The 19,043-nt window shown below is 73.1% G+C and carries 14 protein-coding genes; 6 read left to right on the forward strand and 8 right to left on the reverse strand.

Annotated elements, in window-relative coordinates; genetic code table 11:
• Positions 1-3: 3 nt before the first annotated feature.
• The 6 genes from A3IG_RS0109365 to A3IG_RS0109390 all read right to left on the reverse strand — a co-directional run bounded on the left by A3IG_RS0109365 (position 4) and on the right by A3IG_RS0109390 (position 8,889).
• The gene (locus A3IG_RS0109365) at positions 4-990 is read right to left on the reverse strand and encodes an HpcH/HpaI aldolase/citrate lyase family protein (protein ID WP_018383301.1); all 987 of its coding nucleotides are present in this window, start codon (positions 988-990) and stop codon (positions 4-6) included.
• Entirely contained in the window at positions 987-3,077 is a 2,091-nt protein-coding gene (locus A3IG_RS0109370; RefSeq protein ID WP_018383302.1) for a protein meaA, read from the reverse strand. Before A3IG_RS0109370 ends, A3IG_RS0109365 begins: the two co-directional genes overlap by 4 nt.
• The gene (gene ccrA, locus A3IG_RS0109375; protein WP_018383303.1) at positions 3,077-4,498 is read right to left on the reverse strand and encodes a crotonyl-CoA carboxylase/reductase; all 1,422 of its coding nucleotides are present in this window, start codon (positions 4,496-4,498) and stop codon (positions 3,077-3,079) included. Before ccrA ends, A3IG_RS0109370 begins: the two co-directional genes overlap by 1 nt.
• Before the next feature lie 278 nt (positions 4,499-4,776).
• Positions 4,777-5,577, reverse strand: a complete 801-nt coding sequence (locus A3IG_RS0109380; RefSeq protein WP_040911137.1) for a TetR family transcriptional regulator — start codon at positions 5,575-5,577, stop codon at positions 4,777-4,779.
• Between the two features lie 199 nt (positions 5,578-5,776).
• The gene (locus A3IG_RS0109385; protein ID WP_018383305.1) at positions 5,777-7,576 is read right to left on the reverse strand and encodes a 3-hydroxyacyl-CoA dehydrogenase family protein; all 1,800 of its coding nucleotides are present in this window, start codon (positions 7,574-7,576) and stop codon (positions 5,777-5,779) included.
• A gap of 287 nt (positions 7,577-7,863) precedes the next feature.
• Positions 7,864-8,889, reverse strand: coding sequence for an Rv2578c family radical SAM protein (locus A3IG_RS0109390; RefSeq protein ID WP_018383306.1), 1,026 nt, complete (start codon positions 8,887-8,889; stop codon positions 7,864-7,866).
• 354 nt (positions 8,890-9,243) lie between these two features.
• Here A3IG_RS0109390 and A3IG_RS31830 point away from each other — a divergent pair, with 354 nt between their 5' ends.
• The 5 genes from A3IG_RS31830 to A3IG_RS0109415 all read left to right on the forward strand — a co-directional run bounded on the left by A3IG_RS31830 (position 9,244) and on the right by A3IG_RS0109415 (position 15,421).
• On the forward strand, positions 9,244-11,568 hold the full coding sequence (locus A3IG_RS31830) for a WD40 repeat domain-containing serine/threonine protein kinase (RefSeq protein ID WP_018383307.1): 2,325 nt from the start codon (positions 9,244-9,246) through the stop codon (positions 11,566-11,568).
• Between the two features lie 256 nt (positions 11,569-11,824).
• Positions 11,825-12,268: an SRPBCC family protein gene (locus A3IG_RS0109400; protein ID WP_018383308.1), complete on the forward strand. Its 444-nt coding sequence runs from the start codon at positions 11,825-11,827 to the stop codon at positions 12,266-12,268.
• A gap of 67 nt (positions 12,269-12,335) precedes the next feature.
• Positions 12,336-13,169 carry a M55 family metallopeptidase gene (locus tag A3IG_RS0109405; protein WP_018383309.1) on the forward strand — a complete coding sequence of 278 codons (834 nt, stop codon included), beginning with the start codon at positions 12,336-12,338 and terminating at the stop codon, positions 13,167-13,169.
• The gene (locus A3IG_RS0109410; protein WP_018383310.1) at positions 13,162-14,481 is read left to right on the forward strand and encodes a M20/M25/M40 family metallo-hydrolase; all 1,320 of its coding nucleotides are present in this window, start codon (positions 13,162-13,164) and stop codon (positions 14,479-14,481) included. Before A3IG_RS0109405 ends, A3IG_RS0109410 begins: the two co-directional genes overlap by 8 nt.
• A 151-nt stretch (positions 14,482-14,632) precedes the next feature.
• Positions 14,633-15,421 carry an SDR family oxidoreductase gene (locus tag A3IG_RS0109415; protein ID WP_018383311.1) on the forward strand — a complete coding sequence of 263 codons (789 nt, stop codon included), beginning with the start codon at positions 14,633-14,635 and terminating at the stop codon, positions 15,419-15,421.
• Between the two features lie 17 nt (positions 15,422-15,438).
• On the opposite strand, the gene A3IG_RS29130 is transcribed toward A3IG_RS0109415, so the two are convergent.
• Positions 15,439-16,056, reverse strand: a complete 618-nt coding sequence (locus A3IG_RS29130) for a TetR/AcrR family transcriptional regulator (protein ID WP_018383312.1) — start codon at positions 16,054-16,056, stop codon at positions 15,439-15,441.
• Positions 16,057-16,172: 116 nt separating this feature from the next.
• Here A3IG_RS29130 and A3IG_RS29135 point away from each other — a divergent pair, with 116 nt between their 5' ends.
• A complete protein-coding gene (locus A3IG_RS29135; protein ID WP_018383313.1) occupies positions 16,173-17,069 on the forward strand; it encodes an arylamine N-acetyltransferase family protein in 897 nt (298 codons plus the stop codon).
• A 169-nt stretch (positions 17,070-17,238) separates the two neighbouring features.
• Here the strand turns inward: A3IG_RS29135 and A3IG_RS0109430 are convergent, their stop codons facing one another.
• Complete coding sequence (locus tag A3IG_RS0109430) at positions 17,239-18,765, reverse strand: MFS transporter (RefSeq protein WP_018383314.1); 1,527 nt, start codon at positions 18,763-18,765, stop codon at positions 17,239-17,241.
• Positions 18,766-19,043 lie beyond the last annotated feature (278 nt).

A 19,043-nucleotide genomic window follows, 5' to 3' on the forward strand; every position in this document is an offset into this window, starting at 1 on the left:
TGGTCAACCCCTCCCGTCGCCCGGTTCGCCCGCCTGCTGCGGCGGGGTGAACGCCGTGGTCCGCCTCAGCCCGGCGGCCCGGCCCTTGCCCGCGACGACCAGCGCCATCTTCCGGGAGGCCTCGTCGATCATCTCGTCGCCCAGCATCGCCGACCCCTTCATCCCGCCCTGCTCCGACGTGGCGTGGGCGTAGGCGTCCAGGATCAACTCGGCGTGGTCGTAGTCCTCCTGGGACGGGGAGAACACCTCGTTGGACACCTCCACCTGCCCCGGGTGCAGCACCCACTTGCCGTCGAAGCCGAGCGCCGCGGCGCGCCGGGCCACCTCGCGGAACCCCTCCACGTGGCGGATCTGGAGGTACGGCCCGTCGATCGCCTGGAGGTCGTGGGCGCGCGCCGCCATCAGGATGCGCATCAGGATGTAGTGGTAGGCGTCGGCCGGGTAGCCCGGCGGCTGCTCGCCCACCACCAGCGACTTCATGTTGATGGAGGCCATGAAGTCCGCGGGACCGAAGACGATGGTCTCCAGGCGCGGTGAGGCGGCGGCGATCTCGTCCACGTTCACCAGGCCCCTGGCGTTCTCGATCTGGGCCTCGATGCCGATCCCGCCGACCTCGAGGCCCACGGTCTTCTCGATCTGGGTGAGCAGCATGTCGAGCGCCCTGACCTGGGTGGCGTCCTGGACCTTGGGCAGCATCAGGCAGTCCAGGTTCGCTCCCGCGCCCTCCACCACGGTGACCACGTCGCGGTAGGTCCAGTGGGTGGTCCAGTCGTTGACCCGGACCACCCGGGTCTTCCCGGTCCAGTCGCCGTTGTTGAGGGCGTCGACGATCAGGTGCCGGGCCTTTTCCTTGGCCAGCGGCGCGCAGGCGTCCTCCAGGTCGAGGAAGACCTGGTCCGCGGGGAGCCCCTGGGCCTTCTCCAGGAAGCGCGGGTTGCTGCCCGGCACGGCCAGGCAGGACCGGCGGGGACGTTGGCGGTTGACGGTCATCGGTGCGGGGGGTCCTCTCGGTGAACGGGTCCGGCCGGGGGGTGGTGGCCGGAACCTGGGCCGGCTGTCGATCCGGTCGCGTCCGCCGGACGGGCCCGGGGTTCCAGGCCGTGGGCCCGGCGGATCTCCTCGACGATACGACCGATGATCTCGGTGATGCCGAAGTCCCTGGGGGTGAACACGGCGGCCACCCCGGCGGCGCGCAGCACCTCGGCGTCGGCGGCCGGGATGATCCCGCCCACCACCACCGGGACGTCCGGCGCGCCGGCCCCGCGCAGCCCCGCCAGCACCTCGGGCACCAGCTCCCCGTGCGAGCCGGACAGCACGGACAGACCCACGCAGTGCACGTCCTCGGCGACGGCGGCGGCCACGATCTGCTCCGGGGTGAGCCTGATCCCCTGGTACACCACCTCGAACCCGGCGTCGCGGGCGCGCACCGCGATCTGCTCGGCGCCGTTGGAGTGCCCGTCCAGCCCCGGCTTGCCGACCAGCAGCCGCAACGGTCGGCCCAGAGCCTCGCTGGTGTCCGCCACCGCGCGCCGGACCGCGGCCAGCCCCGGGCCTTCCGCGGCCACGCCCACCGGCGCCCCCGACACCCCGGTGGGCGCCCGGTACTCCCCGAACACCTCCCGCAGCGCGCCGGCCCACTCCCCGGTGGTGACCCCGGCCCTGGCGCACTCCAGGGTCGCCGGCATCAGGTTGGCGTCGGTCGCCGCGTCCCGGCGCAGCCGGCGCAGCGCCGCGGCCACCCCGGCCGGGTCACGTGCCGCGCGCCACCGTTCGAGGGCGGTCACCAGGCGCTTCTCGTGGCCGGGGTCGACGGTGGTCACCGCGGTGCCGAGGTCAGCGGTGAGCGGACTGGGCTCGGTGGCCCGGTAGCAGTTGACGCCCACCACCCGCTGGGCGCCGGACTCGATCCGGGCCCGGCGCTCGGCGTGCGCGGCGACCAGTTCGGACTTCAGGTACCCCGACTCCACGGCGGCGACGGTGCCGCCCAGCTCCTGCACCCGGGCGATCTCCGCGGTCGCGGCCTGGGCCAGCGCCGTCACCTTGTCCTCGATCACCGGGGACCCGTCGAAGATGTCCTCGTACTCCAACAGGTCGCTCTCCTCGGCCAGCACCTGCTGGACCCGGAGTGACCACTGCTGGTCCCAGGGGCGGGGCAGTCCCAACGCCTCGTTCCACGCCGGGAGCTGGACAGCCCTGGCCCGGGCCCGTTTGGAGAGCGTCACCGCGAGCATCTCCAGCACGATCCGCTGGACGTTGTTCTCCGGCTGGGCTTCGGTCAGGCCGAGGGAGTTGACCTGCACCCCGTAGCGGAAGCGCCGCTGCCGGGGGTCGGTCACACCGTAGCGTTCCCTGGCGACGGCGTCCCATACCCGTGCGAACGCCCGCATCTTGCACATCTCCTCGATGAACCGGACGCCGGCGTTGACGAAGAACGACACCCGGCCCACCACCCGGGCCCGCTGCTCCTCGGGCACCTGTCCCGAGGCGAACACCGCGTCCAGCACGGCGATGGCGGTGCACATCGCGTAGGCGATCTCCTGGACCGGTGTCGCTCCCGCCTCCTGGAGGTGGTAGCTACAGATGTTGACGGGGTTCCAGCGCGGGATGTGCCGGACGGTGTACGTGATCAGGTCGGTCGTCAGCCGCAGGCTGGGCCCGGGCGGGAAGACGTGGGTCCCCCGGGACAGGTACTCCTTGACGATGTCGTTCTGCGTGGTCCCGGTCAGCGACGCCACGTCCACGCCCCGCTCCTCGGCGACCACCTGGTACAGGGCCAACAGCCACGGGGCCGTGGCGTTGATGGTCATCGAGGTGTTCATCGCGTCGAGCGGGATGCCGTCGAACAACCGGCGCATGTCGCCGAGGTGCGCCACCGGCACGCCGACCCGGCCCACCTCGCCGCGGGCCAGGGGGTGGTCCGGGTCGTAGCCGGTCTGGGTCGGCAGGTCGAAGGCGACGGACAGCCCGGTCTGGCCCTTGGCCAGGTTGCGGCGGTACAGGGCGTTGGACTCCTCCGCCGAGGAGTGCCCGGCGTAGGTGCGCATCAGCCACGGGGTGTCCCTGCCGGTGCGGGCCATCAGGCGCTCCCGACCCGCCGGGCCGCCAACCCGCCCGTTCCGTTCCGTTCGTGGGTCGGCTCCGGTGGGTCCTGGCGGAACAGGTTGATCGACCGCAGGTGGCGTTGGCGCAGCTCGTGGTCGCGGACGCCCAGCCCCTCCCCGGGCGCCAGGGCCAGGACGCCCACCTTGCCCTGGTGCACGTTGCGGTGGACGTCGTGGGCGGCCTGCCCGGTGTCCTCCAGGCGGTAGGTGCGGGACAGGGTGGGGTGGATGCGGCCCTTGGCCAGCAGTCGGTTGGCCTCCCACGCCTCGCGGTAGTTGGCGAAGTGGGAGCCGATGATGCGCTTCAGGCTCATCCACAGGTACCGGTTGTCGTACTCGTGGACGTAGCCGGACGTCGAGGCGCAGGTCACCACGGTGCCGCCCCGGCGGGTGACGTAGACCGAGGCGCCGAACGTCTCCCTGCCCGGGTGTTCGAAGACGATGTCCACGTCCTCGCCGCCGGTCAGTTCGCGGATGCGTTGGCCGAAGCGCTTCCACTCCGCGGGGTCCTGGCGCCGCTCGTCCTTCCAGAACGCGTAGCCCTCGGCGGTGCGGTCGATGACCGCCTCGGCGCCCATGGCGCGGCAGAGCTCGGCCTTCTCCGGGGAGGAGACCACACACACCGGGGTGGCGCCGCCGGCCAGGGCGTACTGGGTGGCGTAGGAGCCGAGCCCGCCGGAGGCGCCCCAGATCAGGACGTTGTCGCCCTGCTTCATGCCGGCCCCGTTGCGGGAGACCAACTGCCGGTAGGCGGTGGAGTTCACCAGCCCCGGGCAGGCGGCCTCCTCCCAGGTGAGGTGGTCCGGCTTGGGCATGAGCTGGTTGGACTTGACCAGGGCGATCTCCGCCAGGCCGCCGAAGTTGGTCTCGAAGCCCCAGATCCGCTGCTCCGGGTCGAGCATGGTGTCGTTGTGGCCGTCGGCCGACTCCAGCTCCACGGACAGGCAGTGGGCGACCACCTCGTCGCCCGGCCGCCACAGGTTCACCCCGGGGCCGGTGCGCAGCACCACCCCGGCGAGGTCGGAGCCCAGCACGTGGTAGGGCAGGTCGTGGCGGGCGGTGAGGGCGGAGAGCCGGCCGTACCGCCGCAGGAACGCGAACGTCGGGACCGGCTCGAAGATCGAGCTCCACACGCTGTTGTAGTTCACCGAGCTGGCCATCACGGCGACCAGGGCCTCACCGGGGCCGAGTTCGGGGACGGGCACCTCCTCGACGTGGAGCGACCGGCGGGGGTCCTTCTCCCGGCTGGGCACTCCGGCGAACATGTCCACCTCGTCGCTGTGGACGGTCACCGCACGGTAGGAGTCGGGCAGCGGCAGGGCCGCGAAGTCCTCTGGGGCGACCGCGGAGCCCCGGGTTGCGGTCGAGGCCAGGATCGCGTCGATGATCTGTTTCACTTCGGTGCCTCCGGCGTGGCGCGGGGAAGACGCGTGAGGGAACGCTCGGTCAGCGGGTGATCGGGTGGTGTGACGGTGCCGGTGACGCGGCTCGGTCCGGGCGCTGGAGGGGACAGACGGCGTACGGAGGGCTCTGCACGTCGCCCGACCGGACCACGGCCAGGTTATGGCACGGCGTGCCATGAGTAAAGACACTCGGTGCCATAAACCGCGTTCGGCCGGCGCGCACAGCAGAAGTGGCCGTGCCCCCGAGGGGACACGGCCACCGCTGGACCGCCTCAGCTCCGATGGGCCTCCAGGGCCCGCTCGATCACGCGCATGACCTCGGGCAACGGCGCGTCCGTGCGCGCCACCGTGACCAGGACGTCCCCTCCCGTGGTCACCCGCGCCGGGGCCCGGTGCAGGTCACCGACGCCGATCCCGGTGCCGAACGTCGTCCGGATCACCTCGAAGGCGTGGTCGAGCTGGGCCTCCACGTCGCCCTTGCCGCCCGCCCGCAACCAGCGCCGCAGCACGTGGTTGTGCGCGGCCACCACCGCCGCGGCGGCCACCTCGGCCAGCATCGGGTCGTCGTCCCCGTCGAAGTGCGCGGCGTCGTCGAAGTGACCCAGCAGGTACCGGGTGAACAGCCGCTGGTAGCGGGCGACCGAGGCGATCTCCCGCTCCCGCAGCGCGGGCACCTCCCGGGTGAGGCGGTACCGCTCCACCGAGACCGTGGGGGACTCCGCGTACATCCGCAGCACCTCCTTGATGCCACGGCACACGGTGTCCAGCGGGTGTTCCCTGGGATCAGCGGAGGCGAGCAGGTCGGCGCAGCGCACCAGGGTGTCCTCGTGGTCCGGGAAGATCGCCTCCTCCTTGGACTTGAAGTGCCGGAAGAAGGTGCGCCTGGCCACCCCCGCGGCGGTGGCGATGTCGTCCACGGTCGTCGCCTCGTAGCCCCGGGTCGCGAACAGCTTCATCGCGGCGGTCGCCAGGTCCTGACGCACCCGGTGGCGCTGCGCGGAGAGCCGCCGCCCGTTGGCGGCCTCCGGTGGGTGCGGTTCCGGCTTGCGTGCGGTGGCGCGGGGCTCAGACATGTGCGGAACGTAACACGGGACGGCCCGCACGCCCCCCTCCGGGCGAGGAGCGGGCCACGGCCCCGGCGCCAACAGCCCGCCCCAGTCCGCCGCGTGGCGCCTGACGTGCCCGTCCGCGGGCCCCCGCGCGTTCACCGGGTGCCCACCGCTGCGGGCACCCGGAACCCGTTCTCGTCCTCCCCGTTCCGGCCCGCGACGGTCAGTGCCGGGCATGCTCGCGGAAACCGCGCCCGGTCTTGCGGCCCAGGCAGCCCGCCGCCACCAGGTGCTCGAGCAGAGGGGCCGGAGCCAGCCCCGGCTCCCGGAACTCCTGGTGCAGCACCCGCTGGATGGCCAGCGAGACATCCAGCCCCACCACGTCCAGCAACTCGAACGGACCCATGGGGTAACCGCCGCCCAGCCGCATCGCCGTGTCCACGTCGTCCACGGTGGCGTAGTGCGACTGCACCATCTTCACCGCGTCGTTGAGGTAGGGGAAGAGCAGCGCGTTCACGATGAACCCCGCCCGGTCGGAACAGCGCACCGGGTGCTTGCCCAACGAGGCGCACAGACCCACCACGGTGCTGGTGACCTCCTCCGAGGTGAGCACCGTGGAGACCACCTCCACCAGCCTCATCGCCGGCGCCGGGTTGAAGAAGTGCATCCCCACGACGTCCCGGGGGCGCCCGGTGGCCCGGGCGCAGGCGATCACCGGCAGGGACGACGTGGTGGTCGCCAGCACCGTGCCGGGCCGGCACACCTTGTCCATGGTCTGGAACACCTGCTGCTTGACCGTGAGTTCCTCGGCGACCGCCTCCACCGTCAGGTCCACGGCGGCCAGCCCGTCCGGTGCGCCGCTCACCGACACCAGGCCCACCGCACGGTCCCGTTCCGCCGCCGTCAACCGCCCCCTGGCGACCGATCGGTCCAGGGAACCGACGAGCCGCCGCAGCGCCCGTTCCGCCCTCTCCCCGCTGCGCCCCACCAGCAGCACCGGGTGGCCCGCCCTGGCGAACACCTCGGTGATGCCGCTGGCCATGGTTCCCGACCCGACCACGCCGACCGACCCCACCACCCTGCCGGGCGGGGCCGGGGCAGCCGGGTCCGGGGTCCGCGCGTCCGGCACGACGGCGGCGGAGCCCGGTCCGGCGTAGGTGTAGAAGCCGCGCCCGCTCTTGCGGCCGAGCAGCCCCGCCGCGCTCAACTGCTTCAGGACCGGGGCCGGGGCGTGCAGGCGGTCCCGGGACGCCTCGTAGATCGCCTCCAGCACGGTCCTGGCGGTGTCCACCCCGATCAGGTCCAGCAGGGCGAGCGGGCCCATGGGCAGCCCGCAGCCCAGGCGCATGGCCGCGTCGATGTCCTCGCGGGAGGCGTAGCGGGACTCGTACATCGCCGCGGCCTGGTTCAGGTAGCCGAACAGCAGCCCGTCGGCGACGAAGCCCGGTCGGTCGCCGACCTCCACCGGGCTCTTTCCCAGGTCCTCGGCGAGCGCGGTCGCCTTCGCGGTGGTCTCCTCGGAGGTGAGCACCGTGGAGACCACCTCGACCAGCCTCATCGCGGGCGCCGGGTTGAAGAAGTGCAGCCCGAGCACCCGGTCCGGCCGGGAGGTGGCGGCCGAGATCCGGGTGACGGACAGCGCGATGGTGCCGGTGGCCAGGACGGTGTCGGGGCGGCAGACCCGGTCCAGGTCGGCGAAGACCTCCCGTTTCAGCTCCAGGTTCTCCGGGACCACCTCCACGACCAGGTCGGCTTCGGACACCGCGGCCAGGTCCTGGTGGGTGCGGAAACGGGCGAGCGTCTCCTGCCGCTGTTCCTCGGTGAGCCGCCCGCGGGTGACGCCCCGCCGGGTGGCCCGGTCCAGGGCCTGGTGTGCGGTGGTGGCGGCGTGCGGGTCGATGTCCACACCGATGACCCTTCGGCCGCTGCTGGCCATGACCTCGGCGATGCCGGTGCCCATGGTGCCCAGACCGATGATGGCGACGGTGGGACAGGGATGCGCCGTGCTGGGGTGTCGGTCCATCAGTTGACGCTCCTGTGGGGAGCCCCCGCGGGCGGGGGACGACGACGGGGAGGGCCGTCGGGCCCGGGGCAGGGAACGCCGGGCGCACACCCCGGTGCCCGGGAGGGCCCCGACCCTGTCCCGGGGCCGGAGCGCGTGTGCGCGGAACGTCCACTGCGGTCGCGTCACCGTCACCGCCGTGCGGCTCGGCCCCCGGGTGACGGGTGGGGACCGGCTGACCGCTCGACTTTAACTCGTGGGTAACTACAGGCGCCAGAGGATGGACGCCGGAAAACCGGACGAGGTGGTCAGACCAGGGTGAGCTGTGTGGCCGTGGGTTCGGCCGGTCGCGCCGGCAGCCTGCGGGCGGAGGAGGAACGGGTGGGGGCGCAGCCGTACTCGGCCGCCAGCTCGTGCACCAGGCCGGTGATCCGCCGCTGGTACCAGCGCGGGGCGTAGGCGCCGCCGCCGTACAGCGCCCGGTACCGGGGGACCAGCCGCGGGTGGTGCCGCGCCAGCCAGGACATGAACCACTCCCGGGCGCCTCCCTCACGCAGGTGCAGCACCAGGGGGGTGACCGAGGTGGCGCCGGACCCGGCGACCGCCCGGACCGTGGCCCGTAGCTGGTCGGGGGAGTCGCTGAGGTACGGCAGCACCGGAGCCATCAGCACCGCGCACGGAACGCCGTGGTCGTTGAGGGTGCGGCAGACCTCGAGCCGTTTGGCCGGGGAGGGGGTGCCGGGCTCCACCGTGCGCCACAGGTCGGGGTCGAGCGAGCCCACCGAGACGCACGTGCCCACCTCGGTGACCTCGGCGGCCTGCCGCAGCAGGTCGAGGTCCCGCAGGATCAGGGAGCCCTTGGTGAGGATGGAGAACGGGTTCGCGTGGTCGCGCAGCGCCGCGATGATCCCGGGCATCAGCGCGTACCTCCCCTCCGCCCGCTGGTAGCAGTCCACGTTGGTGCCCATGGCGATGTGGTCGCCGTTCCAGCGGGCCGCGGACAGCTCGCGGCGCAGCAGCTCCGGGGCGTTGACCTTGACCACGATCTGTGAGTCGAAGCCCAGGCCGGTGTCGAGGTCCAGGTAGCTGTGGCTCTTGCGGGCGAAGCAGTACACGCAGGCGTGGGAGCACCCGCGGTAGGGGTTGACGGTGAACTCGAACGGCATCCGGGACGCCCCGGGCACCCGGTTGACGATGGACCGGGCCCGCACCTCGTGGAAGGTGATCCCCCGGAACTCCGGGGTGTCGAAGGTGCGGCTCACCGCGTGCTGGCCGAACAGGGCGGGCGCGGCCGTGACGGGCCGGTCCTCCAGGCTCAGGTTCTCCCACCGCATGGTGCCTCCTCGGGTGCGCGACCTCTATTAGAACGCTTGTTCGTATCCCTGTCCATGTCTCCCTCCGTCGTCCCTTTCGTCCGCCCGCCTGACCGGGTTCTCCCGTTCGCTCGTCTCCCCGTGGTGGACGGCCCCGAGGCGCCCGTGAACGCCTCCGCGTGGTTGGCTGGGTCCGCGCACGCAGACGTCGGGCGCCGGCCAGCCACCGGCGCTCACCGGGAGCGCCGCACGGGCCCCGGTGCGCGTTGCCCTTGCGCGCCGGAGGGGTGAACGACCCACCGGGCGTGGCGGCACGTGCGAGCGGGCTTCGGCTGACGAAGCGCCGTACACGGCACGGACGACCTGGAGAGGCCGGTGGAGTTGTTGGGGGAGCGGGACCGGCCGGTGGCTGGCCCGTACCGGCTGGTGACCGAACTGGGGCGGGGCGGCATGGGGCGGGTGCTGCTCGGTGTCACCCCGGACGGGCGCCTGGTCGCGGTCAAGGTGGTGAGCCCGCAGTTCGTGGAGGACGACGGGTTCCGGTTGCGTTTCCGTCGTGAGGTGGAGGCCTCCCGGAAGGTGTCCGGCGCGTACACGGCCGCGGTGGTGGGCGCGGACGCGGACGCGCCACTGCCGTGGCTGGCGTCGGTGTTCGTACCGGGCCCCGCCCTGAGCGACGTCGTGCGGAGGACCGGCCCGCTGCCGGCCGAGGCGGCGACACGCCTGGCCGCGGGCCTCGCCGCCGCCCTGGGCGAGATCCACCGGGCCGGGCTGGTCCACCGCGACCTCAAACCGTCCAACGTCCTGCTCGCCGGCGACGGGCCCCGGGTCATCGACTTCGGGATCGCACGGGCCACCGACAGCGAGGGCGGAACCGCGATCACCCGCACCGGCTGGCTGGTCGGCTCCCCCGCGTTCATGTCGCCCGAGCAGGCCGAGGGGCACCCGCTCACTCCGGCGAGCGACGTCTTCTCGCTCGGCGCGGTCCTGGTCCACGCGTGCACCGGGCGGGTGCCCTTCGCCGGCTCGTCCACACCGCAGACGCTCTACCAGGTCGTGCACGCCGCCCCCGACCTCACCGGCGTCCCCGACGAGCTGGGGGAGCTCGCTGGGCGGTGCCTGGCCAAGGACCCGACACAACGGCCCACCCCGACCGGAGTCCTTCAGTCCCTCGGACAGCTCGCCCCGACGGTTCGGCCCTGGCCCGAGGCGGTGCACGCGCTCATCGACGAGCAGCACGCCGAGATCATCCGGGTCCTCGGGCTGTCCGACGAAGGCGGCCCGCACGTGGAGTTGGGCACCGCCACGGCCATCGGCACGGCCGCGGGACAGTTCGGCGCCGCGCCAGCCGTCGGCACCCCGACGGAGTCCGTGGGCACGGCACACCCACCCGGCGCACCACACCCGGCACCCCCGTCCTGTGCCCCCGGCATGACCGCGGACCTGCCGACTGAGACCGCCCTCGCCAACGGCGCCCCAGCGGCGGACCGGTCGGCACCCCCTGCCGGGACGGGGACGACCGAACCCCCGGGGCAGCCGGGGAGCCGGCACCCGACCCGGCGCCGACTCCTGTTGGGCGCGCTGGGGGCCACGGCCGCCGCTGCCGTCGCCGTCCCGCTCGGACTCGACCTGCTGGCGGGCAGCGGCGACGCCCCGGACGTGGACGCTGCCGGGGCCTCCACCCCGCCGGGCGCCGCCCCGTCGGAAGCGGCCACCTCGGGCGCCCCGCGGTCCCCCTCACCCCACGTCAGCCGGACGCCCGCCCTCGCCGTTTCCGAGGAGTGGGACACCCTCCTGACCACGGCGAAGATCAGCCCGGACGGCAGGACGATCGCGGCCGGCGACCTGTACGGCAACGTCGTCCTGCGTCACGTCCCCACCCTGGAACCCCTCGACTCCCTGACGCCCTCCCGCAGGTTCGGCACGGGAATCGACCACACGGTCGGCGAGTTGGCGTTCAGCCCGGACGGCTCGCTCCTCGCCGCCTGTGACGACACAGCGGTGGTCACCTTGTGGGACGTCGCGTCCCACAAGGAGGTGGCCAGGCTCCAGGGGGACCCGGACCAGAAGATGTCCGGGGAGGACCGCCTCAAGTTCAGCCGGGACGGCACGGTCCTCGCCTTCAGCGCGGAGTCCACGATCACGCTGTGGGACGTCGCGTCCCGCAGGAAGACGGTCACCCTCGTGGACCCGGTGCGCCGCACGCAGCCGGACGTGGAGGGAGTGCTCGCGGACGTGGCGTTCAGCCACGACGGCCGAACACTCATCGCGGGCACCTCGACCGGGAAGCTGCGCTACTGGGACGTCACCAGTGGACGGCTGACCGCGAACCTGGTGGTTCCGGGCGGCGTGACCGACCTCGCGGTCAGCCCGGACGGCAAGGTCCTCGCCGGTTCCCTCGAGGACGAGGTCAGGCTGTGGCACACCCACAGCCGGTCGGAGATCAAGCAGGTCCTGACCTTCCCCCAGCCCGTCAGCTCCCTGGCGTTCTCCCCGGACGGAAGGTCCCTGGCCGTCGGCCAGACGGGAGGCGTGGTCCGCACCTGGTCCACCGGCACCTGGAACCCCCTCCGGGAGTTCGACGCGGACGTCGAGGAGACGGAGCGGGACAGCCTTCCGTTCGCCCTCTCCTTCAGCGGCGACGGCGCGTTACTGCTGCTCTGCCTCAACTACCAGCTCGTTCTCTGGAAGGTCCGCTGACCAGGGGCTGGGCTGGGGGGCTCGGGCTCGCCCCCCGATCCTTCGGTCGCTTGTTCACTCGTTTCCCCGTGGGTGAACGGCCCCGAGGCGCCCGTGGACGCCCCCGCGTGGTTGGCTGGGTCCGCGCACGAACCGACGTCGGGCACCGGCAGTCACCGGCGCTCACCGGGAGCGCCGCCCACGGGCCCGGTGTGCGTCGGACCCAGCCACGGCCGGTGGAACGACCGGCCAGGACCGGCAACGGAGGAGCACAGCGATGGCACAGGTCGAGGCAGCGACACAGCGGGTCGTCAGCGCGGACCCCGAGCGCGTGTACGCGGCGGTCGCGGACTACGGCGGCACCCGCAAGAAGCTGCTGAGCGAGCACTTCAGCGAGTACGAGGTGCGTGAGGGTGGCACCGGCCCCGGCACCGTCGTGCACTGGCGGCTCCAGGCCACCTCCAAGCGGGTGAGGGACTGTCTGCTGCGGGTGACGGCGCCCACCCCGGAGCAGCTCGAGGAGCGGGACGCCAACTCCTCGATGGTGACCACCTGGACGGTGACCCCCGCCGGAGCGGGACGGGCCAAGGTCGTGGTGCGGACCACCTGGACCGGGGCCGGCGGCATCGGGGGTTTCTTCGAGAGGACCTTCGCCCCCAAGGGACTCAACCGCATCTACGACGAGGTGCTGGCCAGACTGGCGGCCGAGGTCGAGGGGTAGGTGCCGGGGCGTTCGGTTCCCGACCCGCCCTGGTGTGCGGGACTCCACGCGCGTATACCGTGACTCCATGAAGATCCTGATCAGCGCCGACATGGAAGGCGCGACGGGCGTCACCTGGCCCGCCGACGTGGAGCCGGGCACCGAACAGTGGCAGCGTTGCCGGGCGATGTTCACCTCCGACGTCAACGCGGCGATCGCGGGGTTCTTCGCCGGCGGGGCCGACGAGGTGCTCGTCAACGAGGCGCACGCGACCATGCGCAACCTGCTGCTCGAACGGCTCGACGAGCGCGCCACGATGCTCACCGGCCGGCACAAGGACCTGACGATGGTGGAGGGGGTCCAGCACGGGGACGTGGACGGCGTGGCGTTCGTCGGCTACCACACCGGTGCCGGCACCGAGGGCGTGCTCGCCCACACCTATCTGGCCAACTCCATCACCGGGGTCTGGGTCAACGGGGAGCCGGCCAGCGAGGGCCGGCTCAACGCCCTGGTCGCTGCCGAGTACGGCGTTCCCGTGGTCCTGGTCACCGGTGACGACCGCACCTGTCTGGACGCGCGCGGATACGCCCCGGACGCGCTGGGGGTGGCGGTCAAGGACTACGTCTCCCGTTACGCGGCGGTGTGCCGGCCCCCGGCCCGCACCGCCGCGGCGATCAGCGCCGCCGCCAAGGAGGCCGCGGCGCTGGCCGGCAGGCAGCAGCCACGCCCTGGCGGCCCCTACACCGTCGAGCTGGAGTTCGACGCGGCCCAACTCACCGGTGCGGCCACCATGGTGCCCACGGTGACCCGCACCGGGGAGCGCAGGGTGAGTTACACCGCCGCTGACATGTACGCCGGCATCCGTTGCTTCAAGGCGGTCACCACCCTGGTCGCCAACGCCGTGGAGAAGAACTATGGCTGACGCCCTCGCGGACGAGGAGGTGGTGCGCTTCACCTCGGATCTGATCAGGATCGACACCACCAACCGCGGTGGTGGGGACTGCAACGAGCGGCCCGCCGCCGAGTACGTGGCCGAAGCCCTGGCCGGTGCGGGTCTTGAGCCGCTGGTGCTGGAGTCGGCGCCGGGCCGGGCCAACGTGGTGGCCAGGATCGAGGGTTCGGACCCGTCCCGGGACGCGCTGCTGGTCCACGGGCACCTGGACGTCGTGCCCGCGCAGGCCGCGGACTGGACCGTACCCCCGTTCTCCGGCGAGGTGCGCGACGGCGTGGTCTGGGGCCGCGGCGCCATCGACATGAAGAACATGGACGCGATGGTGCTCGCGGTCGTGCGCGCGTGGGCCCGGCAGGGCCGCAGGCCCCGTCGGGACGTGGTGCTGGCGTTCACCGCGGACGAGGAGGACAGCGCGGAGTACGGCTCCGGCTTCCTGGCCGAGCGGCACCCCGAACTGTTCGACGGCTGCACCGAGGGCATCAGCGAGTCCGGTGCCTACACCTTCCACACCGACACCGGCCTGCGCCTGTACCCGGTGGCCGCCGGGGAGCGCGGCACCGCCTGGCTGAAGCTCACCGCGGACGGCAGGGCAGGACACGGCTCCCAGGTCAACAGGGACAACGCGGTCAGCCGGCTGGCCTCGGCGGTGGCCCGCATCGGCGCCCACGAGTGGCCGGTGCGGCTGACCACCACCGTCCGGGCCGCGCTGACCGAAATGGCCGAGCTCTCCGGCGTCACCGTGGACCTGGACGCCGCCGACTTCGACGTGGACGCGCTGCTCCACAAGCTGGGCTCCGCGGCGTCGCTGGTGGAGTCCACGGTGCGCAACAGCGCCAACCCGACGATGCTCAACGCCGGTTACAAGGTCAACGTCATCCCGGGCACCGCCACCGCGCACGTGGACGGACGGGTGCTCCCGGGGACCGAGGAGGAGTTCCGGGCAACCCTGGACCGCCTGACCGGCTCCGGGGTGGACTGGGAGTTCGCCCACCGGGAGGTGCCGTTGCAGGCCCCGGTGGACTCCCCGACGTTCCGGGCCATGCGGGACGCGGTGGAGCACTTCGACCCGGACGGGCACGTGGTCCCGTACTGCATGTCCGGGGGCACCGACGCGAAGCAGTTCTCCCGGCTGGGCATCACCGGGTACGGCTTCAGCCCGCTGAAGCTCCCCGTGGGGTTCGACTACAAGGGGCTGTACCACGGCGTGGACGAGCGGGTCCCGGTGGAGGCCCTGCGCTTCGGGGTGCGGGTCCTGGACCGCTTCCTCACCGGGGTGGAGTAGCCCTCCGCCGCGGCGGCGCGACGGCGAGGTGCGGGGAGGGCCGGACCCGGGGAAGCTGGAGTCCGACCGGTGACGGTCCGGCGGGCACCAGCCGTGCCGGGCCGCCCGGCCCTGGCCGGTGAACGTGACACCACACGACCCGCGGAGCGACATGAGCACCAACGAAGGACCGGTCCTGGTGACCGGCGCCACCGGAACCCTGGGGCGCCCGCTCGTCGAGCGGCTGTTGGCGGACGGCGTCGAGGTACGGGTGACGAGCCGCCGTCCCCGGCCGGAGTCGGACGACCGCCCCTACCACTGGGTGACCTGTGACTTCGGCACCGGCCGGGGTCTGGACGCCGCGGTGGACGGGGTCGCCGTGATCGTGCACTGCGCGACCAGCATGCGGCACGAGGTGGCGTACGCCCGCCGGCTGGTGGAGGCGGTGCGCCGGTCGGGGGGCCGACCACACCTCGTCTACGTCTCGATCGTTGGCATCGACACCAACCCGTTCCCCTACTACCGGGCCAAACTCGCCACCGAGCGGCTGGTCGCCTCGAGCGACCTGCCGTGGACGATCCTGCGGGCCACCCAGTTCCACGACCTGGTGGCCGCGATGACCGACGCGCAACGCAGGTTGCCGGTGGTGTTGACGCCCAGCGGCTTCTGGTTCCAACCGGTGGAGGTGTCCGAGGTCGCCGCCAGGCTCGCGGAGCTGGCCAGGGGCGAGCCGGCCGGCCGGGTGGAGGACCTGGGCGGCCCCGAGATGCGGACCGCGTCGGAGCTGGCCAGGACCACCATGCGGGCGGGGGGCTGGCGGCGTCCCGTGGTCCCGCTCCGGCTGCCCGGCCGGGCGTTCCGGGCGTTCCGCCGTGGGGCCAACCTGGCCCCGGACCGGGCGGTCGGCACGGTCACCTACGACCAGTACCTGGCCGGGAGGGCGGCGCGGGCCCGGCGGTGACCGCGGCCCCGCGGGCCTCAGCCCCCGGGGGTCACCAGCGTGGCGCGCAACAGCGCCGCCATGCGCTCGCCGAACTGCTCACGGCTCCACCCGCGGTCCACCATCAGCCGCTCGAGCAGGTCCACCGACATCAGTGCCCAGAGCATGTCGGTGGCGGTCTCCTCCGTCCACGGCGGGGCCAGCCGACCCTCGGTGTCCAACCGCCGGATCACCTCCTGGGCGCCGGCCCGCTGGTTACGGTCGGTGAGCGCCCGGTGCGCCGCCGCGTCCGGGTCCTGGTGGCGGACCCTGTCCACCGCGTGGTACACGGTCCGCAACCGCGGGGTGAACCGCGCCAGGTGCCGGGCGAACTCCTCCAGGGTGCTCACCGCGTCGGGGGCCTCCCACACCGGGCGCAGCGACTCGGCCAGGCCCTCGTCGGCCACCGCGTGGGTGAACAGGTCGGTGACCAGCTCGGACCTGGAGCGGAAGTGCTGGTACACCGCGCGTCGGGTGATCCCGGCCCGCTCCGCCACCGCCGCCATGGTCAGCGCCTCGAAACCCTGTTCCTCCAGCAGCGTCCGCGCCGCCGCCAGCAGGGCGTCCCTGGTCCTTCGTCCGCGGGCGTTGCCGGGCCCGTGCGTCGGTTCTCCCATGAATCCCTCCCCGCCCGCCCCGAAGCCCGCGGACCGGTCCCTTGGCTTGCCGCGATGTTCACATGCTGTGTAACTTACAACCTGCACAGTATGTGAAACTCAGTGCGGGGGGAGCTATGACCGCGGCCGTGGCCGAGAAGTCGTCGGAGTGGGGCGGCGAGTTGCTGGACCTCGACGCGTACCTGCGTCGGGTGGGGTTCCGGGGGGAGCCGGAGGCGACGGCCGAGACCCTGCGGGCGCTGCACCGCGCCCACGTGGCGTCGATCCCGTTCGAGAACATCGACGTGATGCTCCGCCAGGTACCGGCCCTGGACGTCACCAGTCTCCAGGCGAAGGTGGTCCACCGGGCCAGGGGCGGGTACTGCCACGAGCACAACCTGCTGTTCGGCGCCGTCCTCGAACGGTGCGGGTTCCAGGTGGACCGGCTGCTCGGACGCATCCGGATGGGCGTGGACCGGATACGGCCACGCGGTCACATCGTGCTCAGGGTGCGGGCCGGGGAGGGGACCTGGCTGGCGGACGTGGGGTTCGGCAGCGAGGGTCCACTGGAGCCGCTGCCGTTCCGGGACGGGGCCACCGCCCGGCAGGGCGACTGGAGCTACCAGCTCGTCCGGGTCGCCGGGGCCCAGGAGGACGCCTGGCGGCTCCGGACCCGTCACCCCGAGGGCTGGTTCGACCTGTACGAGTTCACCACCGCGCCGCAGCACGCGGTGGACTTCGTGGCCGCCAACCACTTCACGGCCACCGCCCCGATGTCACCGTTCACCGGGTCGGTCATCGTGCAGCGGATGGGGCCGCACGCCCGGATCTGCCTGCGTGACCAGGACCTGACCACCACTCGGCACGACGGCGACGAGGAACACCGCAGGGTTCCGGTCGAGGAGTACCGGAAGGTCCTGCACACGGTGTTCGGGGTGGACATCGACGACGACCAGGTGACCGGGCTCCGGTTGGAGTCCCGGCAGGGCCAGGACCGCCGCGGCCAGCGCGACCTGGGGGCCCCGGCGCACTGAACGTCCGTGTCGGCCCGCGCGCGACGGGGGCGCGTGCGGGCACGGGGGACCGCGCGGTCGGGTCGGCGGGTACCGGGAAGGACCGCCGGCACCGACCGCGCGGTGGGACGGTCCGGTCCCGCCATGACCGGAGCGGGACCGGACCGCACGCCACCGTGCGGCGGCCCGTTCAGGGCCGGGACGGCCCGTCAGGACCTCCCCGCGGGGCGCGCGCCGGGTCCGGGGTGCCCGGCTCCAGGGGCGGGGCGCTGACCGCGCAGTGGTGGGCGCAGTGCGGGGTGGACGTCGGCTCCCCGGCCGGGCGCTCCAGCACGCCCGGCACGGTCAGCCAGGACAGCGCCGCGCCCGCCAGCATCAGTCCCGCGCAGATCAGCACCGCCCGGCCGAACGCCGCGTCCACCGCGCTGGCCACCCGGTACTCGTTGGCGGACAGACCGGTCAGCAACGGCAGCGCGGCCACCGCCACCAACTGGGCCACCCGGGCCGCCGCGTTGTTCACCCCGCTGGCCAACCCGGCCCTGCGCACCTCCACCGAGGCCAGCACGGTGGCCGTCAGCGGCGCCACGAACAGGCTCATCCCCAGGCCCTGGACCACCACGGCGGGGAACACGTGCGTCCAGTAGTCGCCGCCGGGGTGCACCCGGTGCAACAGGGCCAGGCCGACGCCGGCCACCAGCGCCCCCACCGTCATCGGCGTCCGCGGGCCGATCCGCTGGGCGAGCGCCCCGGCGGGCCCGGACAGCGCGGTCATCAGGACCGTCACCGGCATCGACGCGAGTCCGGCGGCCAGCGCGCTGTACCCGAGGCCGTTCTGCAACTGGGTGGGCAGCAGGAAGAACACCCCGCCCATCGCCGCGTACAGGCACAGCGTCACCACGTTCACCGCGCTGAACAGCTTCGACCGGAAGATCCCCAGGGGCATCATCGGCCGGGGCGCCCGGTGCTCCCGCCACAGGAAGCCGACCGCCAGCAGCACCCCGCCCACCAGCGCGGGATACGCCGGAGCATCGATCAGCGCATAGGTGACGCCGCCCAGGGCCAGCGCCGCGAGCACCGCGCCCGGCACGTCGAAACGCCCGGAAGCCGACCAGTCGCGGCTCTCCGGCACCCGCCGGGACAACAGCAACACCACCACCGCGAACGGCACGTTGATGAAGAAGATCCACCGCCATCCGGGCCCGTCCACCAGCCATCCGCCGAGGAACGGGCCGCACGCGGTCGCCACCCCGCTGAGGCCCGACCACAGGCCGACCGCCTTGGCGCGCTGGTCCTGCCGGAACGAGGACTGCACCAGGGCCAGGGAACCGGGGGTGAGCAGCGCCCCGCCCACCCCCTGGAGCGCCCGGGCCGCGATCAGCGTCAGCCCACTGGGTGCGAGACCGCACAGCAGGGAGGCCACCGTGAACCACACGACCCCCACCTCGAACACCCGGCGCCGCCCGTAGCGGTCGCCCAGGCCCCCGCCGAGCAGGATCAGTCCGGCGAGGGTGAGCATGTAGGCGTTGAGGGTCCACTGGAGGCTGGCCAGCGACTCCCCGAGGTCCGCCCCGATGTGGGGGAGGGCCACGGTGACGATGGTGCCGTCCAGCATGGCCATGCCGGAGCCGAGGACCGCCGAGCCCAGCACCGCTCGCCCGGTCGCGGAGCCGGTGGTGAGGGTTCCGCCGGTGGGTGCCCGGGGGGCGGACTCTGCCATGCGCGGCGCTCCAGGGGATCACGACCGTGGGCCGGCCGGGTCCCGGGCGCGGTGCCCGGGGCGTTCGCCAGGTGACGGCCGGTGGGCGAGCGTCGGTCGGGTGGACGGGGCGGACGCGACCATGATCCGCCCGGCGGGCGTCCCCGGAGCGCAGCCGCCAGGCCGCGTCCCCCGGTCGGCGGAGCCCGCGGCCGCCCCCTGACCGCCCGCTCGACCAGGAGTTGACCAGCGCCCCGGGCTGCTTCCGGCGGCCCGGGCAGGAACCGACTACCGTACGG

This window comes from Wenjunlia vitaminophila DSM 41686, from assembly GCF_000380165.1.
In the GTDB taxonomy this organism is placed as follows: Bacteria; Actinomycetota; Actinomycetes; order Streptomycetales; family Streptomycetaceae; genus Wenjunlia; species Wenjunlia vitaminophila.